21 protein-coding genes and 3 pseudogenes are annotated in these 21,968 nt (G+C 58.6%); 15 read left to right on the top strand and 9 right to left on the bottom strand.

Features of this window, described 5'->3' with window-relative positions:
* Positions 1-2: 2 nt before the first annotated feature.
* From ACOYJQ_RS18600 to ACOYJQ_RS18575, 6 genes are all read right to left on the bottom strand, one after another.
* Positions 3-1,310, bottom strand: a complete 1,308-nt coding sequence (locus ACOYJQ_RS18600) for a relaxase/mobilization nuclease domain-containing protein (protein WP_433460561.1) — start codon at positions 1,308-1,310, stop codon at positions 3-5.
* Complete coding sequence (locus ACOYJQ_RS18595) at positions 1,310-1,768, bottom strand: hypothetical protein (protein ID WP_433460560.1); 459 nt, start codon at positions 1,766-1,768, stop codon at positions 1,310-1,312. The genes ACOYJQ_RS18600 and ACOYJQ_RS18595 overlap by 1 nt, the downstream gene beginning before the upstream one ends.
* A 115-nt stretch (positions 1,769-1,883) precedes the next feature.
* Complete coding sequence (locus ACOYJQ_RS18590; protein WP_433460559.1) at positions 1,884-3,611, bottom strand: recombinase family protein; 1,728 nt, start codon at positions 3,609-3,611, stop codon at positions 1,884-1,886.
* A 12-nt stretch (positions 3,612-3,623) separates the two neighbouring features.
* Positions 3,624-3,818, bottom strand: a complete 195-nt coding sequence (locus ACOYJQ_RS18585) for a hypothetical protein (protein WP_433460558.1) — start codon at positions 3,816-3,818, stop codon at positions 3,624-3,626.
* Between the two features lie 239 nt (positions 3,819-4,057).
* On the bottom strand, positions 4,058-4,561 hold the full coding sequence (locus tag ACOYJQ_RS18580; protein ID WP_433460557.1) for a GNAT family N-acetyltransferase: 504 nt from the start codon (positions 4,559-4,561) through the stop codon (positions 4,058-4,060).
* A gap of 15 nt (positions 4,562-4,576) precedes the next feature.
* The gene (locus ACOYJQ_RS18575; RefSeq protein ID WP_313533764.1) at positions 4,577-4,858 is read right to left on the bottom strand and encodes a DUF1778 domain-containing protein; all 282 of its coding nucleotides are present in this window, start codon (positions 4,856-4,858) and stop codon (positions 4,577-4,579) included.
* Between the two features lie 452 nt (positions 4,859-5,310).
* Here ACOYJQ_RS18575 and ACOYJQ_RS18570 point away from each other — a divergent pair, with 452 nt between their 5' ends.
* Both ACOYJQ_RS18570 and ACOYJQ_RS18565 read left to right on the top strand, forming a co-directional pair.
* Positions 5,311-7,065 carry a DUF3363 domain-containing protein gene (locus ACOYJQ_RS18570; protein WP_433460556.1) on the top strand — a complete coding sequence of 585 codons (1,755 nt, stop codon included), beginning with the start codon at positions 5,311-5,313 and terminating at the stop codon, positions 7,063-7,065.
* Between the two features lie 89 nt (positions 7,066-7,154).
* Positions 7,155-7,469 (top strand): type II toxin-antitoxin system Phd/YefM family antitoxin, encoded by a 315-nt coding sequence (locus ACOYJQ_RS18565; RefSeq protein ID WP_433460555.1) that lies wholly within the window; start codon positions 7,155-7,157, stop codon positions 7,467-7,469.
* Positions 7,470-7,505: 36 nt separating this feature from the next.
* Here ACOYJQ_RS18565 and ACOYJQ_RS18560 read toward each other — a convergent pair whose 3' ends face one another.
* Positions 7,506-7,874: a type II toxin-antitoxin system RelE/ParE family toxin gene (locus ACOYJQ_RS18560; RefSeq protein WP_433460553.1), complete on the bottom strand. Its 369-nt coding sequence runs from the start codon at positions 7,872-7,874 to the stop codon at positions 7,506-7,508.
* Positions 7,875-7,879: 5 nt separating this feature from the next.
* Entirely contained in the window at positions 7,880-8,173 is a 294-nt protein-coding gene (locus ACOYJQ_RS18555; protein WP_313533800.1) for a type II toxin-antitoxin system ParD family antitoxin, read from the bottom strand.
* A gap of 240 nt (positions 8,174-8,413) precedes the next feature.
* Between ACOYJQ_RS18555 and ACOYJQ_RS18550 the strand changes: the two are divergent.
* The 13 genes and pseudogenes from ACOYJQ_RS18550 to ACOYJQ_RS18490 all read left to right on the top strand — a co-directional run.
* Positions 8,414-10,434, top strand: a pseudogene (locus ACOYJQ_RS18550) (conjugal transfer protein TraG).
* A gap of 3 nt (positions 10,435-10,437) precedes the next feature.
* Positions 10,438-10,857 carry a CopG family transcriptional regulator gene (locus ACOYJQ_RS18545; protein WP_433460552.1) on the top strand — a complete coding sequence of 140 codons (420 nt, stop codon included), beginning with the start codon at positions 10,438-10,440 and terminating at the stop codon, positions 10,855-10,857.
* 295 nt (positions 10,858-11,152) lie between these two features.
* The gene (locus tag ACOYJQ_RS18540; RefSeq protein WP_433460551.1) at positions 11,153-12,070 is read left to right on the top strand and encodes a phosphate/phosphite/phosphonate ABC transporter substrate-binding protein; all 918 of its coding nucleotides are present in this window, start codon (positions 11,153-11,155) and stop codon (positions 12,068-12,070) included.
* A gap of 21 nt (positions 12,071-12,091) precedes the next feature.
* A complete protein-coding gene (phnC, locus tag ACOYJQ_RS18535) occupies positions 12,092-12,898 on the top strand; it encodes a phosphonate ABC transporter ATP-binding protein (RefSeq protein WP_433460549.1) in 807 nt (268 codons plus the stop codon).
* Entirely contained in the window at positions 12,895-14,604 is a 1,710-nt protein-coding gene (gene phnE / locus ACOYJQ_RS18530) for a phosphonate ABC transporter, permease protein PhnE (protein ID WP_433460547.1), read from the top strand. Before phnC ends, phnE begins: the two co-directional genes overlap by 4 nt.
* Positions 14,605-14,683: 79 nt before the next feature.
* On the top strand, positions 14,684-15,607 hold the full coding sequence (locus ACOYJQ_RS18525) for a LysR substrate-binding domain-containing protein (protein ID WP_433460546.1): 924 nt from the start codon (positions 14,684-14,686) through the stop codon (positions 15,605-15,607).
* Between the two features lie 140 nt (positions 15,608-15,747).
* Positions 15,748-16,941 carry a CaiB/BaiF CoA transferase family protein gene (locus ACOYJQ_RS18520; RefSeq protein WP_433460545.1) on the top strand — a complete coding sequence of 398 codons (1,194 nt, stop codon included), beginning with the start codon at positions 15,748-15,750 and terminating at the stop codon, positions 16,939-16,941.
* Entirely contained in the window at positions 16,938-17,753 is an 816-nt protein-coding gene (locus ACOYJQ_RS18515; protein WP_433460543.1) for a citryl-CoA lyase, read from the top strand. Before ACOYJQ_RS18520 ends, ACOYJQ_RS18515 begins: the two co-directional genes overlap by 4 nt.
* Positions 17,754-17,918: 165 nt before the next feature.
* Positions 17,919-18,323 carry an HIT family protein gene (locus ACOYJQ_RS18510; protein ID WP_433460576.1) on the top strand — a complete coding sequence of 135 codons (405 nt, stop codon included), beginning with the start codon at positions 17,919-17,921 and terminating at the stop codon, positions 18,321-18,323.
* A gap of 83 nt (positions 18,324-18,406) precedes the next feature.
* The gene (locus ACOYJQ_RS18505) at positions 18,407-19,279 is read left to right on the top strand and encodes a phosphonopyruvate hydrolase (RefSeq protein WP_433460541.1); all 873 of its coding nucleotides are present in this window, start codon (positions 18,407-18,409) and stop codon (positions 19,277-19,279) included.
* 98 nt (positions 19,280-19,377) lie between these two features.
* Positions 19,378-20,265: a LysR substrate-binding domain-containing protein gene (locus tag ACOYJQ_RS18500; protein WP_433460539.1), complete on the top strand. Its 888-nt coding sequence runs from the start codon at positions 19,378-19,380 to the stop codon at positions 20,263-20,265.
* A 187-nt stretch (positions 20,266-20,452) separates the two neighbouring features.
* Positions 20,453-21,469 carry a P-type conjugative transfer ATPase TrbB gene (gene trbB / locus ACOYJQ_RS18495; protein ID WP_433460574.1) on the top strand — a complete coding sequence of 339 codons (1,017 nt, stop codon included), beginning with the start codon at positions 20,453-20,455 and terminating at the stop codon, positions 21,467-21,469.
* Between the two features lie 200 nt (positions 21,470-21,669).
* A pseudogene (locus ACOYJQ_RS18490) lies at positions 21,670-21,852 on the top strand (TrbC/VirB2 family protein); the annotation flags it as partial.
* Here ACOYJQ_RS18490 and ACOYJQ_RS18485 read toward each other — a convergent pair.
* Positions 21,852-21,968: pseudogene (locus ACOYJQ_RS18485) on the bottom strand (integrase core domain-containing protein); the annotation flags it as partial. The pseudogenes ACOYJQ_RS18490 and ACOYJQ_RS18485 sit on opposite strands and share 1 nt — an antisense overlap.

Raw genomic sequence — 21,968 nt, 5'->3', positions numbered from 1 at the left:
GATCAGAGATCGTGGGAAGGGCCGCGATTGCGGCGCGGAACAAGCGAAGGCTCATGCCGACGCTCTTGCGTTCGGCGGATTTCCTTCTCTTGAAGCTGGGAGGCTTGGCGCATCGACTGGACGACCTCGTGCGCCATCAGGCGGCGGTCGCGCACCTGCCGCTCGCGCAGAATGTCGAATCTGGCTTGCAGGGCTTTGCGCTCATCTATCTGTGCAAAGACCATCCGGTCACGCTGCGCACGGTCCCGGCGCAGGGCTTCCATCGCCTCGCGCTCGTTCTGTTCGCGGATCGTCTTTGCTCTGCCGGACACACGTTGCCAAAATCCGCGCAAGCCCTTGGCAAGCCGTTCCGAACGAGCAGCGGTTTCCGCCTGCCAGCGCTCTTCCTGCTTTTGGCCAAGCAGTTTGCGTTCTGCCTGATGAGCGCGTTTCATCGTTTCCCGCTCTTCGATCAGCGGGCGCAATTCATCCTTCTGGCGCTGTTTGAATTGGGCGATGAAGCCGCGAAGCTGTTCATTGACCAGTCCGCGCACATGGCGATGCACGTCTTGCAGGGGAGGGAAGGTTTGCGGATCGCCCAACTTCTCGCGGACATCCCTGGATTTCGTGCCCGTCCATCGGCTGACGGAGAACACCGCGCCATGAACGTCAATGGCGACGAACCCGCGCCGATCACCGCGCGCCAGAAAGTATCCGCGCTCCGTCAAGGCATTTCCGAACGCCTTGGCGCTGTCGGATCGGTTCCATGCCTCGACAAAAACCTGTTTGATTTCGCGCGGATCGGCTTCCAGACGTTTTGCCTGCTGCCATTCCGCCAACGTCAGGGTCAGCGGATTCCTGCCGCCGTCATGCCGCAACCCGTTCGGCAGCGGCCAGTCGTGTTCAAGGTACAATTCGCGCGACAGCGCCGTGAGCCGATTTTTGAAATGCGGCAGGTTGATCGCGGTCAAGCTTTCAGGATCAATCCGCGACCAGACGGCATGCGCATGGCGTCTGCCGTTCTTTTCGTGAAAGACGATGGCGCGCGGTTGGTCATCGAGGCCGAGAGCCTTTTCGGCGCGATCCGCCGCCCGCCGCAATTCCTCTTCACTGGCGACAATCCCTTGCGGGGGATTGAGGCTAAGCGAGAACAGGAACTGTTTGCAGCGTGTGGCTGTGGAAACCGCGTGGCATTCTTCCAGTGCGGCCATGAGATCGTCGGCAACGAAGCCGCGCAACTCAAAGACCGTCACATGATCGTTGTCCCGATCATTCAGCAGGTGCGCGGCAAGCTGCCTCGCGCCGGCACGTTGCGAACCCTTGAGGATCATCAGAATGTCCTCTTCGGTGCGGCAGCGCGTGCGAAGCTCTGCGATGTGCTTTCGGGCGGGACGGCTTCGTTCCGCGTGGAAATTCCCAACGCCCGCATCAGCAGCAGGCGCATGTTCGCCACGTCATCACAGGCGCGTTTAATCGCCAGCTTGGTATCGTGGTCGAAATACAGGTTGCCGCTGTTTGCGGCCTTCGCCAGTTGGTTCAGATTGTTCGGAACGCGGCTGGCACCGAGCGCGGCCAGCAGTTCCGCCAAAGCCTTTTCGTCGGCAATGACGGAACGCCGTGCGCGGCGGTATCGTGGTGCGCTCTCTGCGAACAGCAGGGATTTGATGTATGCGGCCAGCGGCATGCTGCCCGCATTGCGTTCGAGGCGTTCCCGCTCTTCGGGAGTAAGGCGAAGCAAGAAAGGGGCTTCCCGCTTGCCGTATGGAGTGTTGCCAAAAGATTGCGTCATGGTCTGCTTCCCAGCCCATGACCCGCAACATCAGCGTAGCGTTTGTCCCGATATACCCACTGATACTATTCAGTTAAATCAGTGGGTTACGATATCTCACGCCGCTTCCGTAAGGTCATGGGCCTTGAAAAGCAGGCCAAAACCAAGGCGCACCCCCGCAACCAACGATCCCTGCATTTGCGCTAATGCCCTTCTTTCCGAAGGGCTTTTTTGCGTTCTGGCCTTCTGTCGTCCGGCCTAGGAGCATGTTCAGAAGCTCCTCTTCCTTCAGGAAGTCCGGGTTCTTCCTGCCACTGGCGAAGGTCAGGATCGCCGCCAGATCGCCGCGCAGCACGATCGCCAGTTCCTCGCCTTCGGGAACCAGCTCGATGCGGCTGACGAGCGTGCGCAGCCGCTCGGCCGACTTCGCCCGCGTTTCCTCATTGTGGAGCTGGTCGTGGAGAGCGCTGATCTGTTCGTGATAGACCTTGGCGATGTTCGGATGCAGCAGGGCAGGTGGTTCTTCCGCCGTCTCCAGCATGGCCGCAATATCTTTCTTGCGCTGTTCCAACGTCACCATCTTGGCGTTGATGCGGTCGGCCGCCCCGCCCTTGAGGATCAGATCGAGAAGCGTGTCGAGTTCGCGATCGATCTTCTTTATCTCTGCCTCGGCCGTTTCGATGGACACGCGCGCAGCCATCCGGGCCTTGTTCGCTTCCCGTGTAAACTCCTCGCAGAAGTCCTTGAACAGTTCCGGCTCCATCAAATGCTTGTCGAGGCCATTGAGCACAGAGGCTTCGAGCGTGTCGCGCCGGATGTTGATCCAGTTGTCGCATGTGCCTTTGTTGCGCGCGTTTGTGCAGCCAAGCAGGCTTTTCGAGATCATCGAATAGCCGCCACCGCAGCAACCGCATTTGATGAGGCCGGTGAAGAGATGCTTCGGCCGGCGTCTGTCGCACAGGAAGTTCTCGGAAGTCTCCGTCGAGGGATCATGTGCGAGTTTCTGTTGCCGTTCTCTCACGGCGTCCCAGACGTGTTGATCGACAATGCGCAGTTCAGGAACATCCTGAATGACCCATTCGCTTTCCGGGTTCGGGCGCGATACGCTCTTGCCTGTATCCGGGTCTTTGATATAGCGCAGCCGGTTCCAGACCAGCTTGCCGATGTAAAGTTCGTTGTTGAGGATGCCGGTCCCGCGCTTCGGATTGCCGTGAATGGTGGACGGTCCCCATTCGCTGCCTTTCGGCCCTGGCACGCCCTCGCTGTTCAGCGTCATGGCGATGGCCCGCGACGACTTTCCTTCCAGATAATCCATGAAGATGCGGCGCACGACATTCGCTTCGGCCTCGTTGATGGTGCGCTCGCCTCGGCTGGCTTCTCCGGCCTGATCGAACTGGCGCATGACGTCACAGCCGTAGCAAAGCCCGCCGCCCGACTTGCCATCCTCGATCCGGCCGCGCAGGCCGCGCCGCGTCTTGTCGGCAAGGTCCTTGATATAGAGTGCGCCCATCGTGCCTTTGAGGCCGATATGCAACTCGCTCATTTCGCCTTCGGAGAGCGTGACGATGCTGATGCCGGCGAAGCGCATCCGCTTGTAGAGACCGGCAATGTCTTCCTGATCGCGGGAAAGCCGGTCGAGCGATTCCGTGAGGATCACATCGAAGCGGCGCTTCAGACCGTCGGCAATCAGTTCCTGCACACCGGGCCGCAGCAGCGACGAGCCGGAAATCGCCCGGTCGGTATAGCTGTCAACGACGGTCCAGCCCTCACGCTCGGCGCGGGCGCGGCAAATGCGAAGCTGATCCTCAATGGATACGTCGCGCTGATTGTCGGAAGAGTAACGGGCATAGAGCGCAGCCTTCATTGGATGCTCTCCCTATCTGGAGAGGCGTTCACTATCGGCGCGCTCCCATTCGGCTTTGACGAAATCACGGGCGGCTTGCCGCGCAAGCAGGCGGACAAGATCGAGAAGGCGGGGATCGGGCTGCGACGGATCGTAGGTCGGCATGGTGTCGGACGGCACGAGGACCACCCGCACACTTTTCGCCGTTGTCCCTTTCCGTTTTGCCACGACACGATCCTTGTTCCTGGGCGGACTATTCCGCTCCAGACAAAGACTGTGCTGGAAACCGGCTGATGTGAATGCGAAATCGCGGGCATTGCAGCGTACTCCGTCATAGAGCGCCGTCCCTTATCATGCCGCTTCGTAGTAAATCGCAGATGATGCGGCGGGAATAGGGGACGTAGGCGTAAGAATACTTGAATTTCGCGGCGGGCGAGTCCCCCTAAATTGGAATAATGTCGCCTTCTTCAGTCCAGTGATCGCTCCAGGGCCGACATGACGACGGATTTCTGGATGAACAATCGGTTTGGCCGGTGCGGAAAACGCTGGAAACCGTAGCTGGTATAAAACTCTGCCGCCTTGTCATCCCTGGCGTCCACGATGATAACGAACAACTGCAAGGTCTTGCTTGCATCGAGAATACGCCGGAGCGCATCCGTCAGAAGCAGTTCGCCCAGTCCCTTGCCGCGAACCCGTTCGTCGCGCGCCAACCGTCCGATCAGAGCGGCCGGGATCTCGTCATACCGCGGCAGCTTGCGCGAAATCTCCGGCGGGATCACATCGAAAGCGACCGAGAGCGTACTGATCGAATAGAAGCCGACGATGCCCAATTCGTCGTCCATCGCAACGAAGGTATGGGCGAGGTTTCGCTTCTCATCCTGGCTTGCCCGCTTGCGGAACCAGTCATCAAGCGCCGGTTGTCCGCTCGAAAACCCCGCCCGGTCATGGTGTTTGCCGAGTGCCTCGAACACTATTCCCACGGTTGCTCAACCGGCGATCTGGCGATGGCGCTTGAAGGCGGCAACGAGTTTGTCGGTCGGTTCCGGCGGATTGAGCAATGCGTCGAGAAACGCCTGTTTATCCTCACCGCTCAGGACGATCCGCTCATGTTCGTCGAGCACCCGGCGCGCGCCCTCGAAGGCAAGATCACCTGCCGTCAGGCCGGATATGGCCATCGCACGCTGGATAAGGTGCTTGGCGGTCGGCGAAACCCGCAGTTCGATACGGTCGGTTTTGAGTTCGTGCTTGCTTTTGGATACGGCTGGCATGGGCTTTTCCTTTCCTGTTTATAGTACGGGAAAAAGCCGTGCATTTCAAGGAGAATATCGATCCACGTATTTTGCCGTCCGTGGCCAGATCAATGCTGCCAAGAATAGCGGCGGCAATCAGAGTCGGCAATTCTGCATTTCCCTCACGACCGTAAGGAGCGCTTCGCGCGCTTTGTCGTGACCGGCCGCGGCTGAAGCCTTGCCGATCCTTTAGGGGAAGCCAAGGGGCGTTGCCCCTTTCTCCCCTCAAACGCCGCCTGCACATGGCAGGGCCGCCCGCTTCTCAGGACGGCCCACATCTCCCACCGCCATCATATTCCGATCCGTCCCGCTTGCGCGCAGCCCGGCCATGCTCGCCGGCATTTGTCCCCTCCCATCCCCAGGGCTCGCGCCCCCCGGGAGGCATGTCGGGGACATGCCTCCGGCATTTACGAGAGAAAAGGATTGGAACAATGGCAAGGACTGCGAAGAAGACGAAGGCCGTCACTGTTGCGACGGCGGAAAATGCGGCGACGGATGCGGAAATCCGCAGCGTCGGAGACGTGGCGGCGGAAGTGGTGGCGGCATTGCCCGCGCCGGAACCGGAAACCGTTATGATGGCGGAAGCCGAAACCGTAGCGGATGCGGTGAGCGTTGCGGCGGAACCCGCGAACGCCCCGGAACCGGAACCCGCGACCGGCACGGAAATCTTCATCCCCCTCAACAAACTCAAGAAGTCGCCCCGCAATGCGCGGAAGACCCCGCACAGCGAGGCGGATATTGAAGCCTATGCGGCCAGCATCGCCGCGAAAGGCATCCTGCAAAATCTGGTGGTGGAAACCGACAATGCCGACGCAAAGGAATTTGCCGATCAGTGCAAGGGCGACCGGCACCATTTCCGGTTCATCGTCTCGCCCGAAGACGCCACCGACATGGAAGACCTGAAGCGCTTCACGCGCGAGCTGATGGCGCAGGCGGAAAAGGATCTCGGCACGAAACTCGAATGGGTCGGCGTCGATCACTGGAACACCGACAATCCCCATGTGCATGTCATCGTGCGCGGCCGCACCGACGACGGGCAAGACCTCGTGATCGACCGCGACTATATCAAGAGCGGATTGCGCGACCGGGCGCAGGATCTCGTGACGCTGGAATTGGGACCGCGCACCGAATTGGACATACGCCGTTCGCTCGAACGACAGATAGAGGCCGACCGCTGGACACAGCTTGATCGCCAGCTTCTACGTGACGCCAACGAGCAGGGCATCATCGACATTGCTCCGTCTCCGGGTAAGCAGCCCGACGAATATTCGATCCAGAAGGTCGGCCGGCTTCGTCACCTCGAACATCTCGGCTTGGCTGAAAGCGTCGGTCCCGGCCAATGGATCGTATCCGGTGAGGCCGAAGCCACCTTGCGCGAGCTTGGGCTACGCGGCGACATCATCAAGCGGATGCACCGGGCCTTGACGGAGCAGGGCATCGAGCGCGGCGCTGCCGACTACGTGCTGTCCGGCGAGGCGCATGGCGAGCCGGTCATTGGCCGGTTGGTCGAGCGCGGCCTGGACGATGAGTTGCGTGGCACGGCCTTTGCCGTGGTCGATGGTGTGGACGGCCACACCCACCATATTCGTCTTCCCGACATTGAAGCAGCCGGGGACAGTGCGCCGGGTTCCATTGTCGAACTGCGCTCTTTCGAGGATGCGGGAGGTGAGCGCCGTGTCGCGCTGGCCGTTCGTTCTGATCTCTCCCTTGAGGCGCAAGCCACGGCCGACGGCGCCACATGGCTAGACCGTCAGCTTGTCGCCCGCGATCCGGTCGATCTCGGCGGTGGCTTCGGGCTGGAGGTGAGCCAAGCGATGGAAGCGAGGACCGAACATCTGATCCAAGAGAGGCTGGCGCGGCGCGATGGCGAGCGGGTTATCTTCGCTCGCAATCTTCTCGGTACGCTCCGCGAACGTGAACTGGACGCGCTCGGCGAAAAGCTCTCGCATGAAATGAACATGCCGTTTCGCGAAGCGGCCGCCGGAGAATATGTCGCTGGCACCTACAGCCGACGTTTCACCCTGGCATCCGGTCGCTTCGCGATGGTCGATGATGGTCTCGGTTTCAGCCTCGTGCCGTGGACGCCTTCCGTCGAGAAGCACATCGGCCAGCACATATCCGGTGTGGCCCGCGCCGATGGCGGCGTTGAGTGGAGTTTCGGTCGCAAGCGCGGCTTGGGCTTGTGAAGCACATTCGGCCGCCGGATCGTGCGTGCGGTTTGCTGCTTCTTTTGGAAATGGTGTATGCAGGGCAAGCCGTCAGACGGAGGTGGCCGATGAAAACCACAACGCTTTCCAGCGCTGAACTGGGCCGTAACATCGCCAAGGCGAAGAAGGCTGCCGTGAATGGCCCGGTCATTGTCACGGACCGGGGCAAGCCGTCCCATGTGCTCCTGACCTATGATGAGTTCGAGAAATTGACGGGTGAACGCCGCAGCCTTGCGGTGGCTCTCGCCATGCCCGGTTTGTCGGACATTGAATTTGATCCGCCGCGGTTTGCCGATCTTCTCCTGGCCTTTCCGGGCGAACCGGGAGACATTCCCGAACGGCGGCGCAAGCCTGCCCGTGCGTTGGATGAAAACGGTCTTTAATATGGCGACCGTTTCGGCCGGGAGTGCTGACCGGGGTTATTCGTCGCCGTAATCGGATGGAAGGTGCCGTTCGATCTCCATTGCATCGTAGAGTACGCGACCGATACCAATCAGGTCGGGGCGGGCAAGACGGAAGAGCAGAAGATGCCGGGGACGGCGGACAATGCCACTTTCATGCCGCGCCCGGTCGCGACTATGGCGAAGATGGTAACTGCGCACATCGTCGCCAAGTTCGGGACGACTGATGCTCCCGATCCTGCTGGCATCCGCAGCCAGATCGCGCAACGCCGTCACCAGCAGGTATTCGTAACGCAGCCGCGCCAGTTCGCCGAAGCGTTCATGCGTCTGCGCCAAAATCTCGATAATGTCAGCTTGCGCCGCATCGGAAAGACGAAAATCGGCCATTGCCCTTATACGCCGGCCTTGCGTACTCGCGTCTCAGCCTCGCGGCCAAGTCCGGCAATGAAGTCTTCAAGCCGATCGGAGGGCACATCGACAAACCGGCCTTCATCCAGATCGCTAAAACCGATGCGGTTTGCTTCCCGCAGGGCTTCCAGCTTCGCAGCCTCGTGAGCTTCACGCTGTTCGATCAGGCGCAGTCCTTCGCGCATGACTTCACTGGCGTTCTGATAGCGCCCGGACTTTACCAGCCGGTCGATGACCGCCTCATGGTGCTCGGTGAGAACGACATTGCGTGTCGGCATGGGTGATTCCTATGGAGACTGGTTCCGTAGAGAATGATACCCGGTATGGCATAATATGCCAATGCCAATTCGCCTTGTCGCTGTCCATGAATCTACGCCGCAGAATAGTACGTCGCAACGCGCAAGTATTTTTTCGATTGCCTTCGCCAGACTACGATACGGACGTTCAATCATGTTGAAATCATTTTGGAAATTCCTTTTCCCTGAACATCAAACCATGTTCGGAAGGGAGTTCCCGTCTTGTCGGCTACGCGCGTGCTTTGGGGGCAAATCACCGTTGTTCTGCTGATCGTGCTCATTGCGGTCTGGAGCGCAACACAGTGGACGGCATGGCGGCTTGGCTTCCAGCCGCAGCTTGGCTCGCCTTGGTTCGAGCTTGCAGGCCAGCCGATCTATCCACCGCCCGCCCTGTTCTGGTGGTGGTATTTCTACGACGCTTATGCCCCGACCGTCTTTCTCGAAGGCGGAGCCATCGCCGCATCCGGTGGCCTAATCGCCATCGCGGTCGCCATCTTCATGTCGATCTGGCGGGCGCGGGAGGCGAAGGACGTCAAGACATTCGGCTCCACCCGCTGGGCCGAGCGCGAGGAAGTCGAAAAGGCTGGCTTGCTTGGTGCCGACGGCGTGGTGCTCGGCCGTTACGAGAGCGACTATCTCCGGCATGATGGCGCGGAGCATACGCTTTGCTTTGCCCCCACCCGATCCGGCAAGGGGATTGGTCTTGTTGTGCCCACGTTGTTGACATGGCCGGGATCGGCCATTGTCCACGACATCAAGGGCGAGAATTGGGAACTGACGTTCGGCTTCCGGGCAAGGCATGGCCGCGTGCTGCTGTTCGATCCGACCAATTCGGCTTCTCTTCCGCCTACAATCCTCTGCTGGAGGTGCGCAAAGGAGAATGGGAAGTCAGGGACGTTCAGAATGTCGCCGATGTGCTCGTTGATCTGGAAGGCTCGCTGGAAAAGCGGAACCATTGGGAAAAGACCAGCCATTCGCTTCTGGTCGGCGCGATCCTGCATGTCCTCTATGCGGAGAAGGACAAGACCTTGGCAGGCGTTGCCGCTTTCCTCTCCGATCCGCGCCGCCCGATCGAGTCCGCGCTGTCCGCCATGATGACCACGCCGCACCTTGGCGAGAAGGGACCACACCCGGTTGTCGCCAGCGCCGCCCGCGAGTTGCTGAACAAATCCGACAATGAGCGCTCCGGCGTCTTGAGTGCCGCCATGAGCTTTCTTGGGCTGTATCGAGATCCGGTCGTCGCGGCCGTCACCAGCCGTTGCGACTGCCGCATTGCCGATCTTGTCAGTGAGGAGCGGCCGACAACGCTCTATCTGGTCGTGCCGCCGTCCGACATTTCCAGAACCAAGCCGCTCGTGCGCCTTGTCCTCAACCAGATCGGCCGACGCTTGACGGAAGACCTGCACGCGAAGGATCGTCGCCACCGGCTGCTGATGATGCTCGACGAGTTTCCTGCGCTCGGCAGGCTCGACTTCTTCGAGAGCGCGCTTGCCTTCATGGCCGGTTATCAGATCAAGGCTTTCCTGATCGCGCAGTCCTTGAACCAGATCGAGAAGGCATATGGCGCGAACAATTCCATCCTCGACAATTGCCATGTCCGGGTGAGCTTCGCCACCAATGACGAGAGGACCGCGAAACGGGTGTCGGACTCACTCGGCACAGCAACCGAAATGCGCGCCATGCAGAACTATGCCGGACACCGCCTTGCACTCTGGCTGTCGCACCTGATGGTTTCGCGTTCCGAGACGGCGCGGCCGCTACTTACCCCCGGCGAGATCATGCAGCTCCCGCCCGACGATGAGATTGTCATGGTCGCCGGCATTCCACCGATCCGCACGAAGAAGGCACGATACTTTGACGATGCCCGGTTCAGGGAAAGGCTCCTATCGGCTCCTGCCAACCCGAATGCCGGTTTCTCGCCAAAGGCGGATGACTGGTCGGCATTGAAGCCGATCCCGGCCCCGCCGGCTGGCAGGAATGGCGGCACGGCAAAGGGCAAACCGGCAAAAGAGGAGGCGGACAAGCAGGACGACGATTCAGCCAATGCCGGCCTGCGCCGCGAACCCGGCCTTGAACCGCACAAGGACATAGCGCCGGAGCCGGAAAGAAAAACCGTCAACGAGTTCGATCCCGACATGGATGAACCGGAACGCGATGCCGTCACCAATCGGGCGCTTGCCCGCAACATGCGTCAGGCCGCACGGCAGATTTCGATGGACTCCGGCGACGGAATGGAGTTGTGAGCCATGCCACCGCGTCCCGAAAAGAAGCAGCGCCTTTCCGTCTACCTCGATCCCGATCTGAAGCGCCGTCTTGCGGATTTCGCGGAGCGGCGAGGGCAATCGGATTCCCTCATTGCCGAAGCGGCAATAACTTCCTTCCTATCACCCGATGCCGACGAGCGGAAGGAAGCCGCCACCGTCAAGCGCCTTGACCGGATCGATCGCAGCATCCAGCGGCTCGAACGGGACGTCGGTATTGCCAACGAAGCCTTGGCTCTGTTCATCCGGTTTTGGCTGGCCTCGACGGCTTCCCTGCCGGAAACCATGCAAGCGTCCGCTCGTGCCAAGGGCGGCGAGCGTTATGATAAATTCCTTGAAGCCCTTGGCCGGAGACTCGCCAACGGGCCAAGGCTTAGGCAGGAACTGCCGGAGGATGTCAAATGAGGCTTTAGACGATAGCTAAGCCGATGCTTGAGAGCTGAATTAACGTGTTTTGCGCGATGCGATTTTTGCTCTGAAATGCCCTGTATAGCGGCAGACACACAGAATTCTTGTGGCATAACAAAGACATTCTCACGGTGTCAGAGGCAGTAAGAACGGGTTTTGTCACGGCTTCGTCATGAAAAGCGGGCGATAGGTATGGCCGATGAGCGGCAGCATAACTTGATGCACATAAGTCTCATCGCGGAATAATTAATCGCATTATTTGCGATATTCAAGCCAACCGAAAGGAAATCAGATGATAGCGCAAAGTATTCTTCAATTGGCCGGGGCAGCTATCTTTGCAGCCGCTGGCTTTATGGCGGCTTTTCCTGTCGCTGCCCAAGCAGAAAAGCCCGCGCAACTCACGATCGCTGTTATCCCGGATGAGACAGACGCCGAGATGATTGCGAGATATGAAGGGTTCGCAAAGTACCTGACCGACAAGACCGGAATTCCTGTCCGGTTGCAGCAGGTCACAGACTCTGCCGCAGTGGTCGAAGGTCTTCGTAACAATCAGGTTGATCTCGTTCGTCTCGGCCCGGCCGGCTACGTGACGGCGTATAATGTGACCGAAGGTCGGGTCGAGCCGGTTGTGGCGGAACTCGATAGCAACGGGAACTTCGGATATAACTCGGTCCTGTTCGTGCGTAAAGATAGCCCCTTCAAGTCGGTTTCGGACCTCAAGGGACGGTCGGTGGCGTTCGGCGAAGCAACGTCGACCTCCTCCTATCAGGCTCCGGTGTATTTCCTCCGCCAGCAGGGGATCGAAGCCGAAAAGTTCTTCGGGAAGACCGGCTTCGTTGGCGGCCAGCCGGCAGTTCAGGTCTCGGCGGTTCACAACGGCACCTATGATGCAGCATTTGGCGGCTACCGATCCGAAACCTCCAACACCATCGTTGACGTTGAGAAAACGGGTGTGGTACCGGCTGGTGAACTCTGGATCATCTGGACCTCGCCGAAGCTGCCTTCCAGTCTTTGGGCAGTTCGCGCCGATCATAACGACGAACTGAAAAAGCAACTCGCTGACGCGATCATCAACCTCAAGACCGAGAACCCGGAACTCTGGAGCGTCTTTTCTGGCGGCAAAGTTTCGGGCTTCCAGCGTGTCACGCATGCTGATTACGAAGGCATCGCCGAAATCCTGGCCGCCAATGAAGCGGATCGTCGCAACTGACGCAAACGGAGTATTTGGCAAATGTCTCTCGTCCTAACGAATTGTACAAAAAAATATTCGGGCGGTGTGACTGCCGTGGACAACGTCTCGATCGAGGTCGAGAACGGCAGTTTCGTCGGCGTGATCGGGCCATCAGGAGCAGGAAAGTCTTCCATGCTTCGTCTGATCAATCGGCTGGACGAAGCGACGTCAGGGCGAGTGAACCATGATGGCATCGACGTCACCGCCCTGCGGGGAAAGACACTCCGCGAGTGGCGACGTCGGTGCGCAATGATCTTCCAGCAATTCGGGCTGGTGCGCCGGTATACAGTGGTCGACAACGTCCTGCTCGGCCGCATGTTTGACCACAGCCTGCTCGCTTCGATGCTGAAAATCTACGACAAACAAGAGATCGTCACGGCAATCGACGTGCTGGATCGGCTCGGCATCGCCGATCTCTGGCATAAGCGCGCTGAAGAGCTTTCTGGTGGGCAGCAGCAGCGCGTAGCGATCGCGCGCACTCTGATACAGAAGCCGGCCATACTCCTTGCTGACGAACCCGTAGCATCCCTCGATCCCGCCAGCAGCCGGACGGTGATGAATACGTTGAAGAAGATCAATGAGGAGGATGGAATTACCGTCTTTTGCAATCTTCACGACCTGGCTATTGCACGGGATTACTGCAATCACATCATTGCCATGTCCAATGGCAGCGTCGTCTTCGATGGGGAGCCCAAGAATCTCACCCGTGATGTCGTTGCAATGGTCTATCAGCAGAAGGGTGATGTGGCCGCAAAGGGTGACCTCTCTCTCCGAAACGAGAAAATCGTAGAAGAGTTTAGCGAATGATAAGCAACGCCCCACATTCGACGGTAGAAAACGCGCTCAATGCCTATTTTGAGACGGCACGCAGAGATCGTTTTCGGCAAACTTTGTCAGGGGTGGCGCTTGTTGTCGCCCTGCTGCTGGCGGCACATGCGACAGAAGTCACACTCACGGGACTTGCCGGTATCCCTTCGGGTATCCTGAATTATTTCAGCAGGACCTTGCCCGCCATTTCTCTGGCGACACTACCAGATGATATTGCGAACTGGTTCTGGGCCTTCCCAAAATGGATGTCGATGCTCCTTGAGTCCTTGATAATGGCGTGGGTGGCGACTGTCCTGGGGGTGGCACTGGCCCTCCCGCTCTCCTTTGTTGCCGCCAGAAACGGCCTATCCAGCCCGTTTGGACGCTTTGTCGTGTGGCGTATTTTTCAGATTGCCCGTGCGGTGCCTGAGATCGTTTACGCATTGATTTTCGTGTTCGCATTCGGACCCGGTGCCCTGGCGGGGATTCTTGCGATCACCGTCCACGCTGTGGGCGCATTGGGAAAACTGTTTGCAGAATCGCACGAGAATGTTGGCGCGAACGCTATTTCCGGCATTCGGTCCACCGGAGCGAGGGCCAGTCAAATCTCGCTTCACGGTGTTCTGCCGCAGTCGCTTCCGGATATTATTTCCTACAGCCTGCTGCGTTTTGAGAGCAATGTGCGTGCTTCGGCTATCGTCGGAATGGTGGGAGCCGGTGGTATCGGGCAGGAGCTTTATTTCGCGATACGGCAGTTCCACTACACCGATATCAGCGCCATTATCCTGATGATCATCGCCCTTGTGATTATCATTGACAGTATTGCGTCCCGCCTTAGGCACAAGGTCATCAAGATTGCCGCACCCGGTCAGACGCTTCATCTCCGGCAGGTTCCGTCAGAACTCAACCCGTCTGTGATTATGAAGCGCAACCTCGGGTATCGTATCCGTGTCGTCACTCTGTTTATTCTGATTATGGCCTCAATCGTTGCGTCGTTCATGTTTGTTGGAGTGAACGCAGGCCAGATTACCAACGGCCTTCCGCGGCTTGGATTTCTGATTTCGCATATGTTTCCACCGTTACCGGGTGCCCGACCTCTGACACTGATGGGCGCACTTTTTGATACACTCGCAATTGCAGTCGTTGGCACCGCGCTTTCCGTATCGATCTGCCTGCCGCTGGGTTTTCTTGGTGCCCGGAACTTTGTGAAGAACTATTTCCTGCACCAGTCGATCCGAAGGTTGTTCGATGTCCTGCGTTCGGTTGACACGCTCATCTGGGCCATCATTTTCGTCGGTGTGGTTGGCCTTGGTCCATTTGCAGGTGTGCTGGCGATTGCCGCCGCTGACATCGGTTCTCTTGCAAAGCTGTTTGCCGATGCAATAGAGAATGTCGATCGACGTGACGTAGAGGCGATAAAGAGCACGGGAGCGAGCAAGGTTCAGGAAGCCAGGTTCGGGTATCTGCCGCCTGTATTACCAGTAATGCTCAGCCAGTCCCTCTATTTCTTCGAATCCAATGTCCGGGCTGCCTCGATTCTCGGGGTCGTTGGCGCGGGTGGGATCGGTCTCTACCTGTCCGAAGCGCTGAGGATCGGCGAATGGCAACAGCTTGGATTTATGATTGTACTGATCCTTCTGCTGGTGATCGTAACTGAATTTGCATGCGGGTTTCTGCTTAAACGCACTCAGGGGAGGAAGGCGTAGTCATGCCTATGATGATCGACTGGTGCGCGAAAAGAAATGATGTCACCGATAAACACATCGAATCTGCCGGGAGATAGATATGCTCAAAAAGGACGCCAGGCTCCGGGCCTTTCATGCAGTGGCGACGCTGGGTAACTTCACCAAAGCGGCGGATGCCCTTTCACTCAGTCAACAAGCGGTCTCCTTCCAGATTAAATCTCTGGAAGACGAGGTTGGGAACCGACTCCTGAAACGGCAAGGGAAAAACCTTGAACTGACCGAAACGGGCGAAATTCTTTCGCGGTTCGCCAAGCAGATTCTCGACCTCTACTCTGCCGCAGAGGATGCTTTAGGACAGCACACCGGTGTGGTTGGCGGATCATTGAACATCGGTGCGACCGGCAGCATCGCAAAATATTGTCTGCCTGCCGCGATAAGCGAGTTTCGAAAGACCCATCCATCGGTCAGTGTCTCGGTTTCAGTCTCCAACTCCGGTGATATTGCCGACCTTCTGGCGCAGGAAGCCGTCGACCTTGGTGTGATCAGTGGTGGCCCGGTAGAATTGAGTCGCTTTATCGTAGAGCCGTTCTTTGACGATGAACTTGTCTTCATCGCAGCTGCGGACAATCCGATCGTAAACAAGCAACCTTTGTCTCTCTCTGAACTATTAGCGTGCCAATATATCATTCGGGAGAAGGGATCCGGAACGAGAGACCTGATGGAAGGGTATTTTCGGGATCGGGGTGTCGATCTGGCCACGCTTCCTATTGCGGCGGTCATGGGCACTACCGAATCGGTAAAGGCATCAGTTGCATCATCAAACGGCATCGCAATGGTGTCGCGGCTTTCGCTGGGAACGGAGAACGTCCTGACGATCCTGGAAACGGATCTTGGTTCTCTTTTTCGAAGCTTCTACATCGTGCGGCTTCGCGACAGTTACCTGCGCCTTGCGCTTGATCGCTTCGTCAAGGTTCTTCGCACCAGTAACGCCTTTCGCTCAATCGACAGCGTTAGCATAGAGTAAAAACAAACCAGCGAAGGGCATTATCGCCCCTCAATACTTCCGGCCAGTTGTGCAAATTATGCTGGAGTAGCCACAAGGTTACTCTGTTGGATTTTTGCGTCCTGGCTCTTCATTGTTCAACAAAAATCAGGAGTATTTACGTGCAGAATGCAGCACTTTCAGGCGTAAAGGTTCTCGATCTTTCGAGATTGGTGGCCGGTAATATGGCGACGTTGCAACTGGCCGATTTCGGTGCGGACGTCATCAAGGTGGAGCAGCCCAAGGTAGGCGACCCGTTACGCCAGTGGCGAAAGAGCAATCTCGATCTCTGGTGGCGCGAATACGGGCGAAACAAGAAAAGTCTCGCGCTCAACATCAAGACGAAACGTGGTCAGGAGCTACTCCTGTCGCTGGTCAGGCAGGCTGACATCTTGGTCGAGAATTTCGTGCCCGGCAAGCTGGATGAACTTGGCCTGCCGCACAGCCGCTTTCTCGATGAAAACTCGCGTCTCGTCATCCTGAGCATCAGCGCATGGGGACAGGATGGCCCTTACCGCAACCGCCCGGGCTTCGGCACGCTCGTGGAGGCGACAAGTGGTTTTGCCTCCATGCTCGGCTTTGCCGACCGCCCGCCAACGCTGCCGCCGATTCCGATTGCCGACATGATCACGGGAATCTATGGTGCGTTTGCTGTCCTGACGGCCCTTAGGCATCGTGACGCGACCGGCGAAGGACAGGTGATTGACCTTTCCCTCCTCGAAGCCATCTATTCCGTTCTCGGGCCGGTGGCTGCGGAGTATGAAAGAACGGGCCGCTATCCGAAGCGGAACGGTAACCGCTCTCCGAACTCATCGCCGCGTAACACCTATCTGACCGCGGATGAAAAATGGATCGCGCTTTCTGCTTCGACGCCCAAAATGGCGGAAAAGCTTTTCCGATTGATCGGGCTTGACGAGCTTCTGAGGGATGAGCGCTTTGCCACCAACGAGGCCCGCGTCCGCAACGGTGACGAAACCGACCGGATCGTTGCCGATGCGCTCCGCAAGTTCACACTGGATGAACTGATGCGCCTGTTCGATGAGGCCGGTGTTGCCGGTGCGCCTGTCAATGAAGTTCTGGATTTCGTGAAAGACCCCCATGTAGAGGCGCGGGGCATATTGACCGAGTTCGATGATCCCGAGCTCGGTGCTTATAGGATGCACACGCCGCTTCCGCGCATGAGCGTGACGCCTGGCCAGATTCGCGCGCAGGGGCCGAGGCTCGGGGAGCATAGCGCCATGATCCTTGAGGAAACTCTCGGTCTGACCTGGCAAGAAATCCAGTCGCTCACCGAAGAAGGAGTTATCGGCCAATGACCAATGGACCGTTCAGCAATCCCGATCTCTGGCCGACAGCGATCACGGCCTTTGACGCAGACGACATTCTGATCCGCGGTAGAAACGTCGTGGATTTGATGGAAACTGGAGATTTCGGTTCCGTTGCCTTTCTGCTCCTGACAGGTAGGCAGCCCACGCAGGGAGAAGCCGCAGTCTGGAACGCCATCATGATCGCCTCCTCCGATCACGGGCCGACGTCGCCCTCCACCTTTGCCGCCAGGGTTATTGCCAGCGGGAATCGCCGTGCCCCGGAAGCAGCGGTCGGCGGCGGTATTCTTGCCATCGGCGATGCACATGGCGGTGCCGGCGAGGAAGCCATGGTTTTTCTTCAGGAGGGATTGGCCCTAGCTAGAAAACCCGGCGGAACGCTGCGGCTTGCGGCCGAGGAGATCGTGAGCAATTACAGAAGCACCGGGCGCCGTATGGCTGGGCTTGGGCATCGTTTTCATGTCGTCGACCCGCGGACTGAACGCCTGTGGTCCCTGTCGCAGTCCTTTGGACTGTCCGAGGACGGTATCGCGCTGATGCGGGAAATCGCGGCGGTGCTAACCGAAACGGTTGGCCGGCCGATGCCTGTCAATGTGGATGGAGCAATCGCAGCAGCCCTGATCGATATGGGGTTGGCGCCACCCATCGCGCGTATGGTCTTCATTCTGGGAAGGGCCGCAGGCATTTCCGCCCATGTGCTTGAAGAACTGGCACGGGAAAAGCCTATGCGCCTCCGTTTCGATTTCCGCTACGACGGCCCGGTCGTGGAGCCGAACTCCGATACCAGGAAGGAAGAGGCGTGACTGTTCTAGTTCCGGTGTCGGTAGTGACTGTCGTGCCGAACAGGTAGTCGAGGCGTCAGCTTTGCATAGGAGATAATCTGTTGACGAAGTGGAACATTGATCAGTCCTGGTTCGACGGCATAAGTGGAAAGTCGTGCAAATTGTGCGACGAACTCAAACGTGGCGATGAGACCTCAATGGGGCTTGTGGTCGGCGAGATACGGGTGTGCCGATGGATATTGGCAAAAAAACAAATACATCAAAGTTTATAGCATCCTCGTTCTTGCTGAACACAAGATCGAATTGTTCGAACTTGATCGTGAAACACGTCATCAGTTCATCAATGATATCTCTGATGTTTCCCGGATCCTGAACGACACACTTTCTCCGATAAAGATCAATGTGGAAATGCAGGGCAATGTCGTCCCGCATCTGCATTGCCATGTGAAGCCTCGTTTCGAGACCGATACACCCGGACACGCTCGCATCTTCCAGGGTGCGGGCACGGCAATTCTGCCTGCGGCGGAGTTTTCAGCCATGAGGGATGAATTGCGTGAACGGATGTCTGGGAATTCCAAAGCCAGGTGTTGATGAGCAGGCTTCATTGTAGAGCCGGGCACACCGGCGCGCATTCTGGTCGCGTGCAAAACCCTTTCCGAAAATGAGAAGAACTTATGAGCAAAACAAACAAATTACGTGATCGTATCGCGGAAAACGGCCTCGCCCATGTCATGGCTGCCCACAGCCCATTGTCGGCGCGACTGGCGGAGGAGGCCGGGTTCGACGGTCTCTGGGCCTCCGGCTTCGAGCTGTCCGCCCTTTACGGCCTGCCCGATGTCAGTCTGATCTCCATGACGCAGCATCTCGACATGGTGCGGGCAATGGCCGAGCAAAGTTCGTTGCCGATCATCGCCGACATCGACACCGGCTTCGGCAACGCCATCAACGTCATCCACGCTATCAAGCAATATGAGCGCGCCGGAGCGGCAGCCGTCGTCATCGAGGACAAGACCTTTCCGAAGGTCACGAGCCTCATCGCCGGTGGCCGGCAGGAATTGCTGCGGATCGAGGAATTCCAGGGCAAGATTCGCGCCGCCATCGCCATCCGTTCCGATCTGGATTTCCTGATCATCGCCCGCACCGAGGCTCTGATCGCCGGCTTGGGAGAGGAAGAAGCGCTGAAGCGGGCGGCGGCCTACGAGGAAGCCGGTGCCGACATGATCCTCGTCCACTCCAGGCAGAAGACGCCGGACGAGGTGGAGAGCTTCGTTCGCGCTTGGAACGGCAAGGTGCCGATCGTCATCGTGCCGACCGCCTATCCGGAGATGAACGAAGAGCGGATCAAGGCGCTCGGCAAGATCGCCATCGTCATCTACGGCAATCATGCCCTCCGGGCGTCGGTGACGGCAATGCAGGACGTGTTCGCACGGATCCTCAAGGATCGCGGCATCCACAACGTCAACAAGGACATTGTGCCGGTCGAGGAAATCTTCCGCCTGCAAAATATGGATCAAGTGAAGGCAGACGAGAAACTGTTCCTTGCCTGACCATTGCATTTCGCCGGGCTGAGCGGACCCGCCCTTATGGGCGCAGCCGGCGAAGTTGCAATTGGGCAATCGAGAACCACGTCAAGAAGGAGCACAGATTGGAGCTGCGTCATATCCGGTATGTCGTGGCGGCTGCTCGCAATGGCAGTTTCAGCGCGGCGGCGCATGAATTGCATGTCAGGCAACCGATCATCAGCAGGAGAATCAAGGAACTTGAAGACGAGCTTGGCATATCCCTGTTTGATCGTTCTTCTTCCAGAGCGCGGCTGACCCCGAGCGGCGAGGAATTCATTGTTGATGCAAGGCGTATCATCGAGGATATTCGGCGTCTCACCCAGCGGGCCGAGGCGAGCAAAGCCGGCAAGTTGGGCCGTGTTGTCGTCGGATTCTACAAATCGCTTTCGATCGGCCATCTGCGCACGAGCCTCCTTGAATTTCGTCAAAGTCATCCGTCCATAGACGTTGAGCCGATAGAGGCATCCTATATTGAGCTTAGGGCAGGGGTGATTACGGGCGCGATCGATGTGGCGGTCATTCTTGGTGACGCGGGAAGGTCCAATCTCCTGAACTCCATCGCGCTGTGGACGGAGCAACTCGTGGTCGCGCTTCCCGAAAACCATCCGCTTGCGGAAAAGCCAGTCATCTACTGGCCGGAACTGAAAGGGGAGCGCTTTCTTGTCAGCCACCAGGATCCGGGGCCGGATATTCGCAACATTCTTCTTCGTCACCTCGCGGCACCTTCGGATCATCCAGAGATCGTCACACGACGGTTGAGCCGCGAGAGCATTTTGAGCGAGGTCGGCAGCGGGCAGGGTATCAGCCTGCAATGCGAGGCGGTCTCGGGCATAACAGGGCTTGGTGTCGTTTACAGGCCGGTTCACGATGGAAGCGGTGCCACGCGCCTTGGTTACATCGCTTGCTGGCGGCCGGATAGTCCTAATCCTGTTCTCAAAACCTTTCTGGATGCCCTGAAGCCGAAACGCTGATTCGGCTGGTTGCGTCAGCCTGACGCCGCGCCTTGTATTTTTCCGCACCGAGAGCCGCAAGTATTTTTTCGACCCTCTACGACCGCCTACGAAATCTGAAATAATCTTGTTGCGAAGGCGCGATTTGTGCCTTTCTTGATTGTCCCCGTCGCCATCCACCCTTTGCGGATGGCCGGAAGCGGGGACCATCGTGGCACACCATCATGACCGGGACGTTATCTCTCGCAGCGTGCGGATGTTGCGCACGGCGCTTGGAGCGTCGATCGTCCGCTATCTCGAAGACCCCGCCGTTGTCGAGGTGATGCTGAACCCGGACGGTCGCCTGTGGGTGGACCGCCTGAAGGAAGGGCTTGCCGATACCTGCGAGACGCTACTTCCCGCCGATGGCGAACGCATCGTTCGGTTGGTCGCGCATCATGTCGGCGCGGAAGTCCATCCCGGCAATCCCCGTGTTTCGGCCGAACTGCCGGAAACTGGCGAGCGCTTCGAGGGACTTTTGCCGCCCGTCGTCATGGCCGCGACCTTTGCGATCCGCAAGCCGGCCGTTGCTGTGTTCACTCTGTCGGACTACGTGGCAGGCGGGATCATGACGCAGGCGCAGGCCGATGTTCTCAAGCTCGCTGTCGAAAAGCGGAAGAACATCCTTGTCGCCGGTGGCGCCAGCACCGGAAAGACCACGCTTACCAACGCCCTTTTGTCGGAAGTCGCCAAGACCGCCGACCGCGTGGTGCTGATCGAGGACACCCGCGAACTGCAATGCGCCGCGCCCAATCTTGTCGCCATGCGGACGAAGGACGGTGTGGCCTCGCTCTCCGATCTGGTGAAGTCGTCGCTTCGCCTGCGTCCCGACCGTATCCCTGTCGGCGAGGTGCGCGGCGCGGAAGCGCTCGATCTGCTGAAGACATGGGGCACCGGCCATCCCGGCGGGATCGGCACGATCCACGCCAATACAGCCATCGGCGCGCTGCGTCGGCTCGAACAGCTCGTGCAGGAAGTCGTGATTACGGTCCCGCGTGCGCTGATCGCCGACACCATAGATGTGATCGCCGTTCTTTCCGGCCGCGGCTCCGCCCGCCGTCTTTCCGAAATCGCCCTCGTGGACGGGATCGATCCTGTCACCGGCGATTACTGCACGTTCAACGCCCACTTGGCCACTCACATTCCCGCCCAAAGCCAACCGCTTCCCAATGAAGGAGAAGACTGATGAATGCGCATGTCTCGCCTGCCGTATCTGTTCCGTTCGTCCTGTCCACGGTTCCCGTCGAGCCGGCCGCACCCGGTGAACTGACGCCGCCGGTTAATCCTGTTCCACCTGTCGATACGGATCAGCCCGCCGCGCCCAAGTCGTCCGTTCTGCGCGACACGCGCAAGCAGCTCGCCAGTTCGACGGCGCTCACGACGATCATGGTGATGGCGGCGGCTCCCGCTGCCCGCGCCTCCGGTTCCTCTATGCCGTGGGAAGAGCCGCTGCAACAGATTCTCGAAAGCATCGAAGGTCCGGTCGCCAAGATCGTCGCGGTCATCATCATTATCGCCACCGGCCTCGCGCTCGCCTTCGGTGATACAGGCGGCGGCTTCCGCAAGCTGAGGCTGTAGAAGATCTCACCGTTGAGCAGTTCATCGCGCAGCTTCGAGTTGAAGCTCTCGCAATAGCCGTTCTCCCAAGGGCTTCCCGGTTCGATGAACGCGGTCATGGCGCCGAC

The organism is Pseudochelatococcus sp., from assembly GCF_050946405.1.
Lineage (GTDB): Bacteria > Pseudomonadota > Alphaproteobacteria > Rhizobiales > Beijerinckiaceae > Pseudochelatococcus.
The sequence above is the reverse complement of the archived record's forward strand: the minus strand, read 5'-3'. Positions and strand labels throughout refer to the sequence as shown.

What these genes read in the sequence shown, in the direction of transcription:
- phnC (WP_433460549.1), top strand. Translation starts at nt 12,092, where the DNA reads ATGTCTCTCGTCCTAACGAATTGTACAAAAAAATATTCGGGCGGTGTG.
- ACOYJQ_RS18570 (WP_433460556.1), top strand. Translation starts at nt 5,311, where the DNA reads ATGGCAAGGACTGCGAAGAAGACGAAGGCCGTCACTGTTGCGACGGCG.
- ACOYJQ_RS18525 (WP_433460546.1), top strand. Translation starts at nt 14,684, where the DNA reads ATGCTCAAAAAGGACGCCAGGCTCCGGGCCTTTCATGCAGTGGCGACG.
- ACOYJQ_RS18555 (WP_313533800.1), bottom strand. Translation starts at nt 8,173, where the DNA reads ATGCCGACACGCAATGTCGTTCTCACCGAGCACCATGAGGCGGTCATC.
- ACOYJQ_RS18545 (WP_433460552.1), top strand. Translation starts at nt 10,438, where the DNA reads ATGCCACCGCGTCCCGAAAAGAAGCAGCGCCTTTCCGTCTACCTCGAT.
- phnE (WP_433460547.1), top strand. Translation starts at nt 12,895, where the DNA reads ATGATAAGCAACGCCCCACATTCGACGGTAGAAAACGCGCTCAATGCC.
- ACOYJQ_RS18595 (WP_433460560.1), bottom strand. Translation starts at nt 1,768, where the DNA reads ATGACGCAATCTTTTGGCAACACTCCATACGGCAAGCGGGAAGCCCCT.
- ACOYJQ_RS18505 (WP_433460541.1), top strand. Translation starts at nt 18,407, where the DNA reads ATGAGCAAAACAAACAAATTACGTGATCGTATCGCGGAAAACGGCCTC.
- ACOYJQ_RS18560 (WP_433460553.1), bottom strand. Translation starts at nt 7,874, where the DNA reads ATGGCCGATTTTCGTCTTTCCGATGCGGCGCAAGCTGACATTATCGAG.
- ACOYJQ_RS18515 (WP_433460543.1), top strand. Translation starts at nt 16,938, where the DNA reads ATGACCAATGGACCGTTCAGCAATCCCGATCTCTGGCCGACAGCGATC.
- ACOYJQ_RS18575 (WP_313533764.1), bottom strand. Translation starts at nt 4,858, where the DNA reads ATGCCAGCCGTATCCAAAAGCAAGCACGAACTCAAAACCGACCGTATC.
- ACOYJQ_RS18565 (WP_433460555.1), top strand. Translation starts at nt 7,155, where the DNA reads ATGAAAACCACAACGCTTTCCAGCGCTGAACTGGGCCGTAACATCGCC.
- ACOYJQ_RS18600 (WP_433460561.1), bottom strand. Translation starts at nt 1,310, where the DNA reads ATGATCCTCAAGGGTTCGCAACGTGCCGGCGCGAGGCAGCTTGCCGCG.
- ACOYJQ_RS18590 (WP_433460559.1), bottom strand. Translation starts at nt 3,611, where the DNA reads ATGAAGGCTGCGCTCTATGCCCGTTACTCTTCCGACAATCAGCGCGAC.
- ACOYJQ_RS18510 (WP_433460576.1), top strand. Translation starts at nt 17,919, where the DNA reads ATGAGACCTCAATGGGGCTTGTGGTCGGCGAGATACGGGTGTGCCGAT.
- ACOYJQ_RS18540 (WP_433460551.1), top strand. Translation starts at nt 11,153, where the DNA reads ATGATAGCGCAAAGTATTCTTCAATTGGCCGGGGCAGCTATCTTTGCA.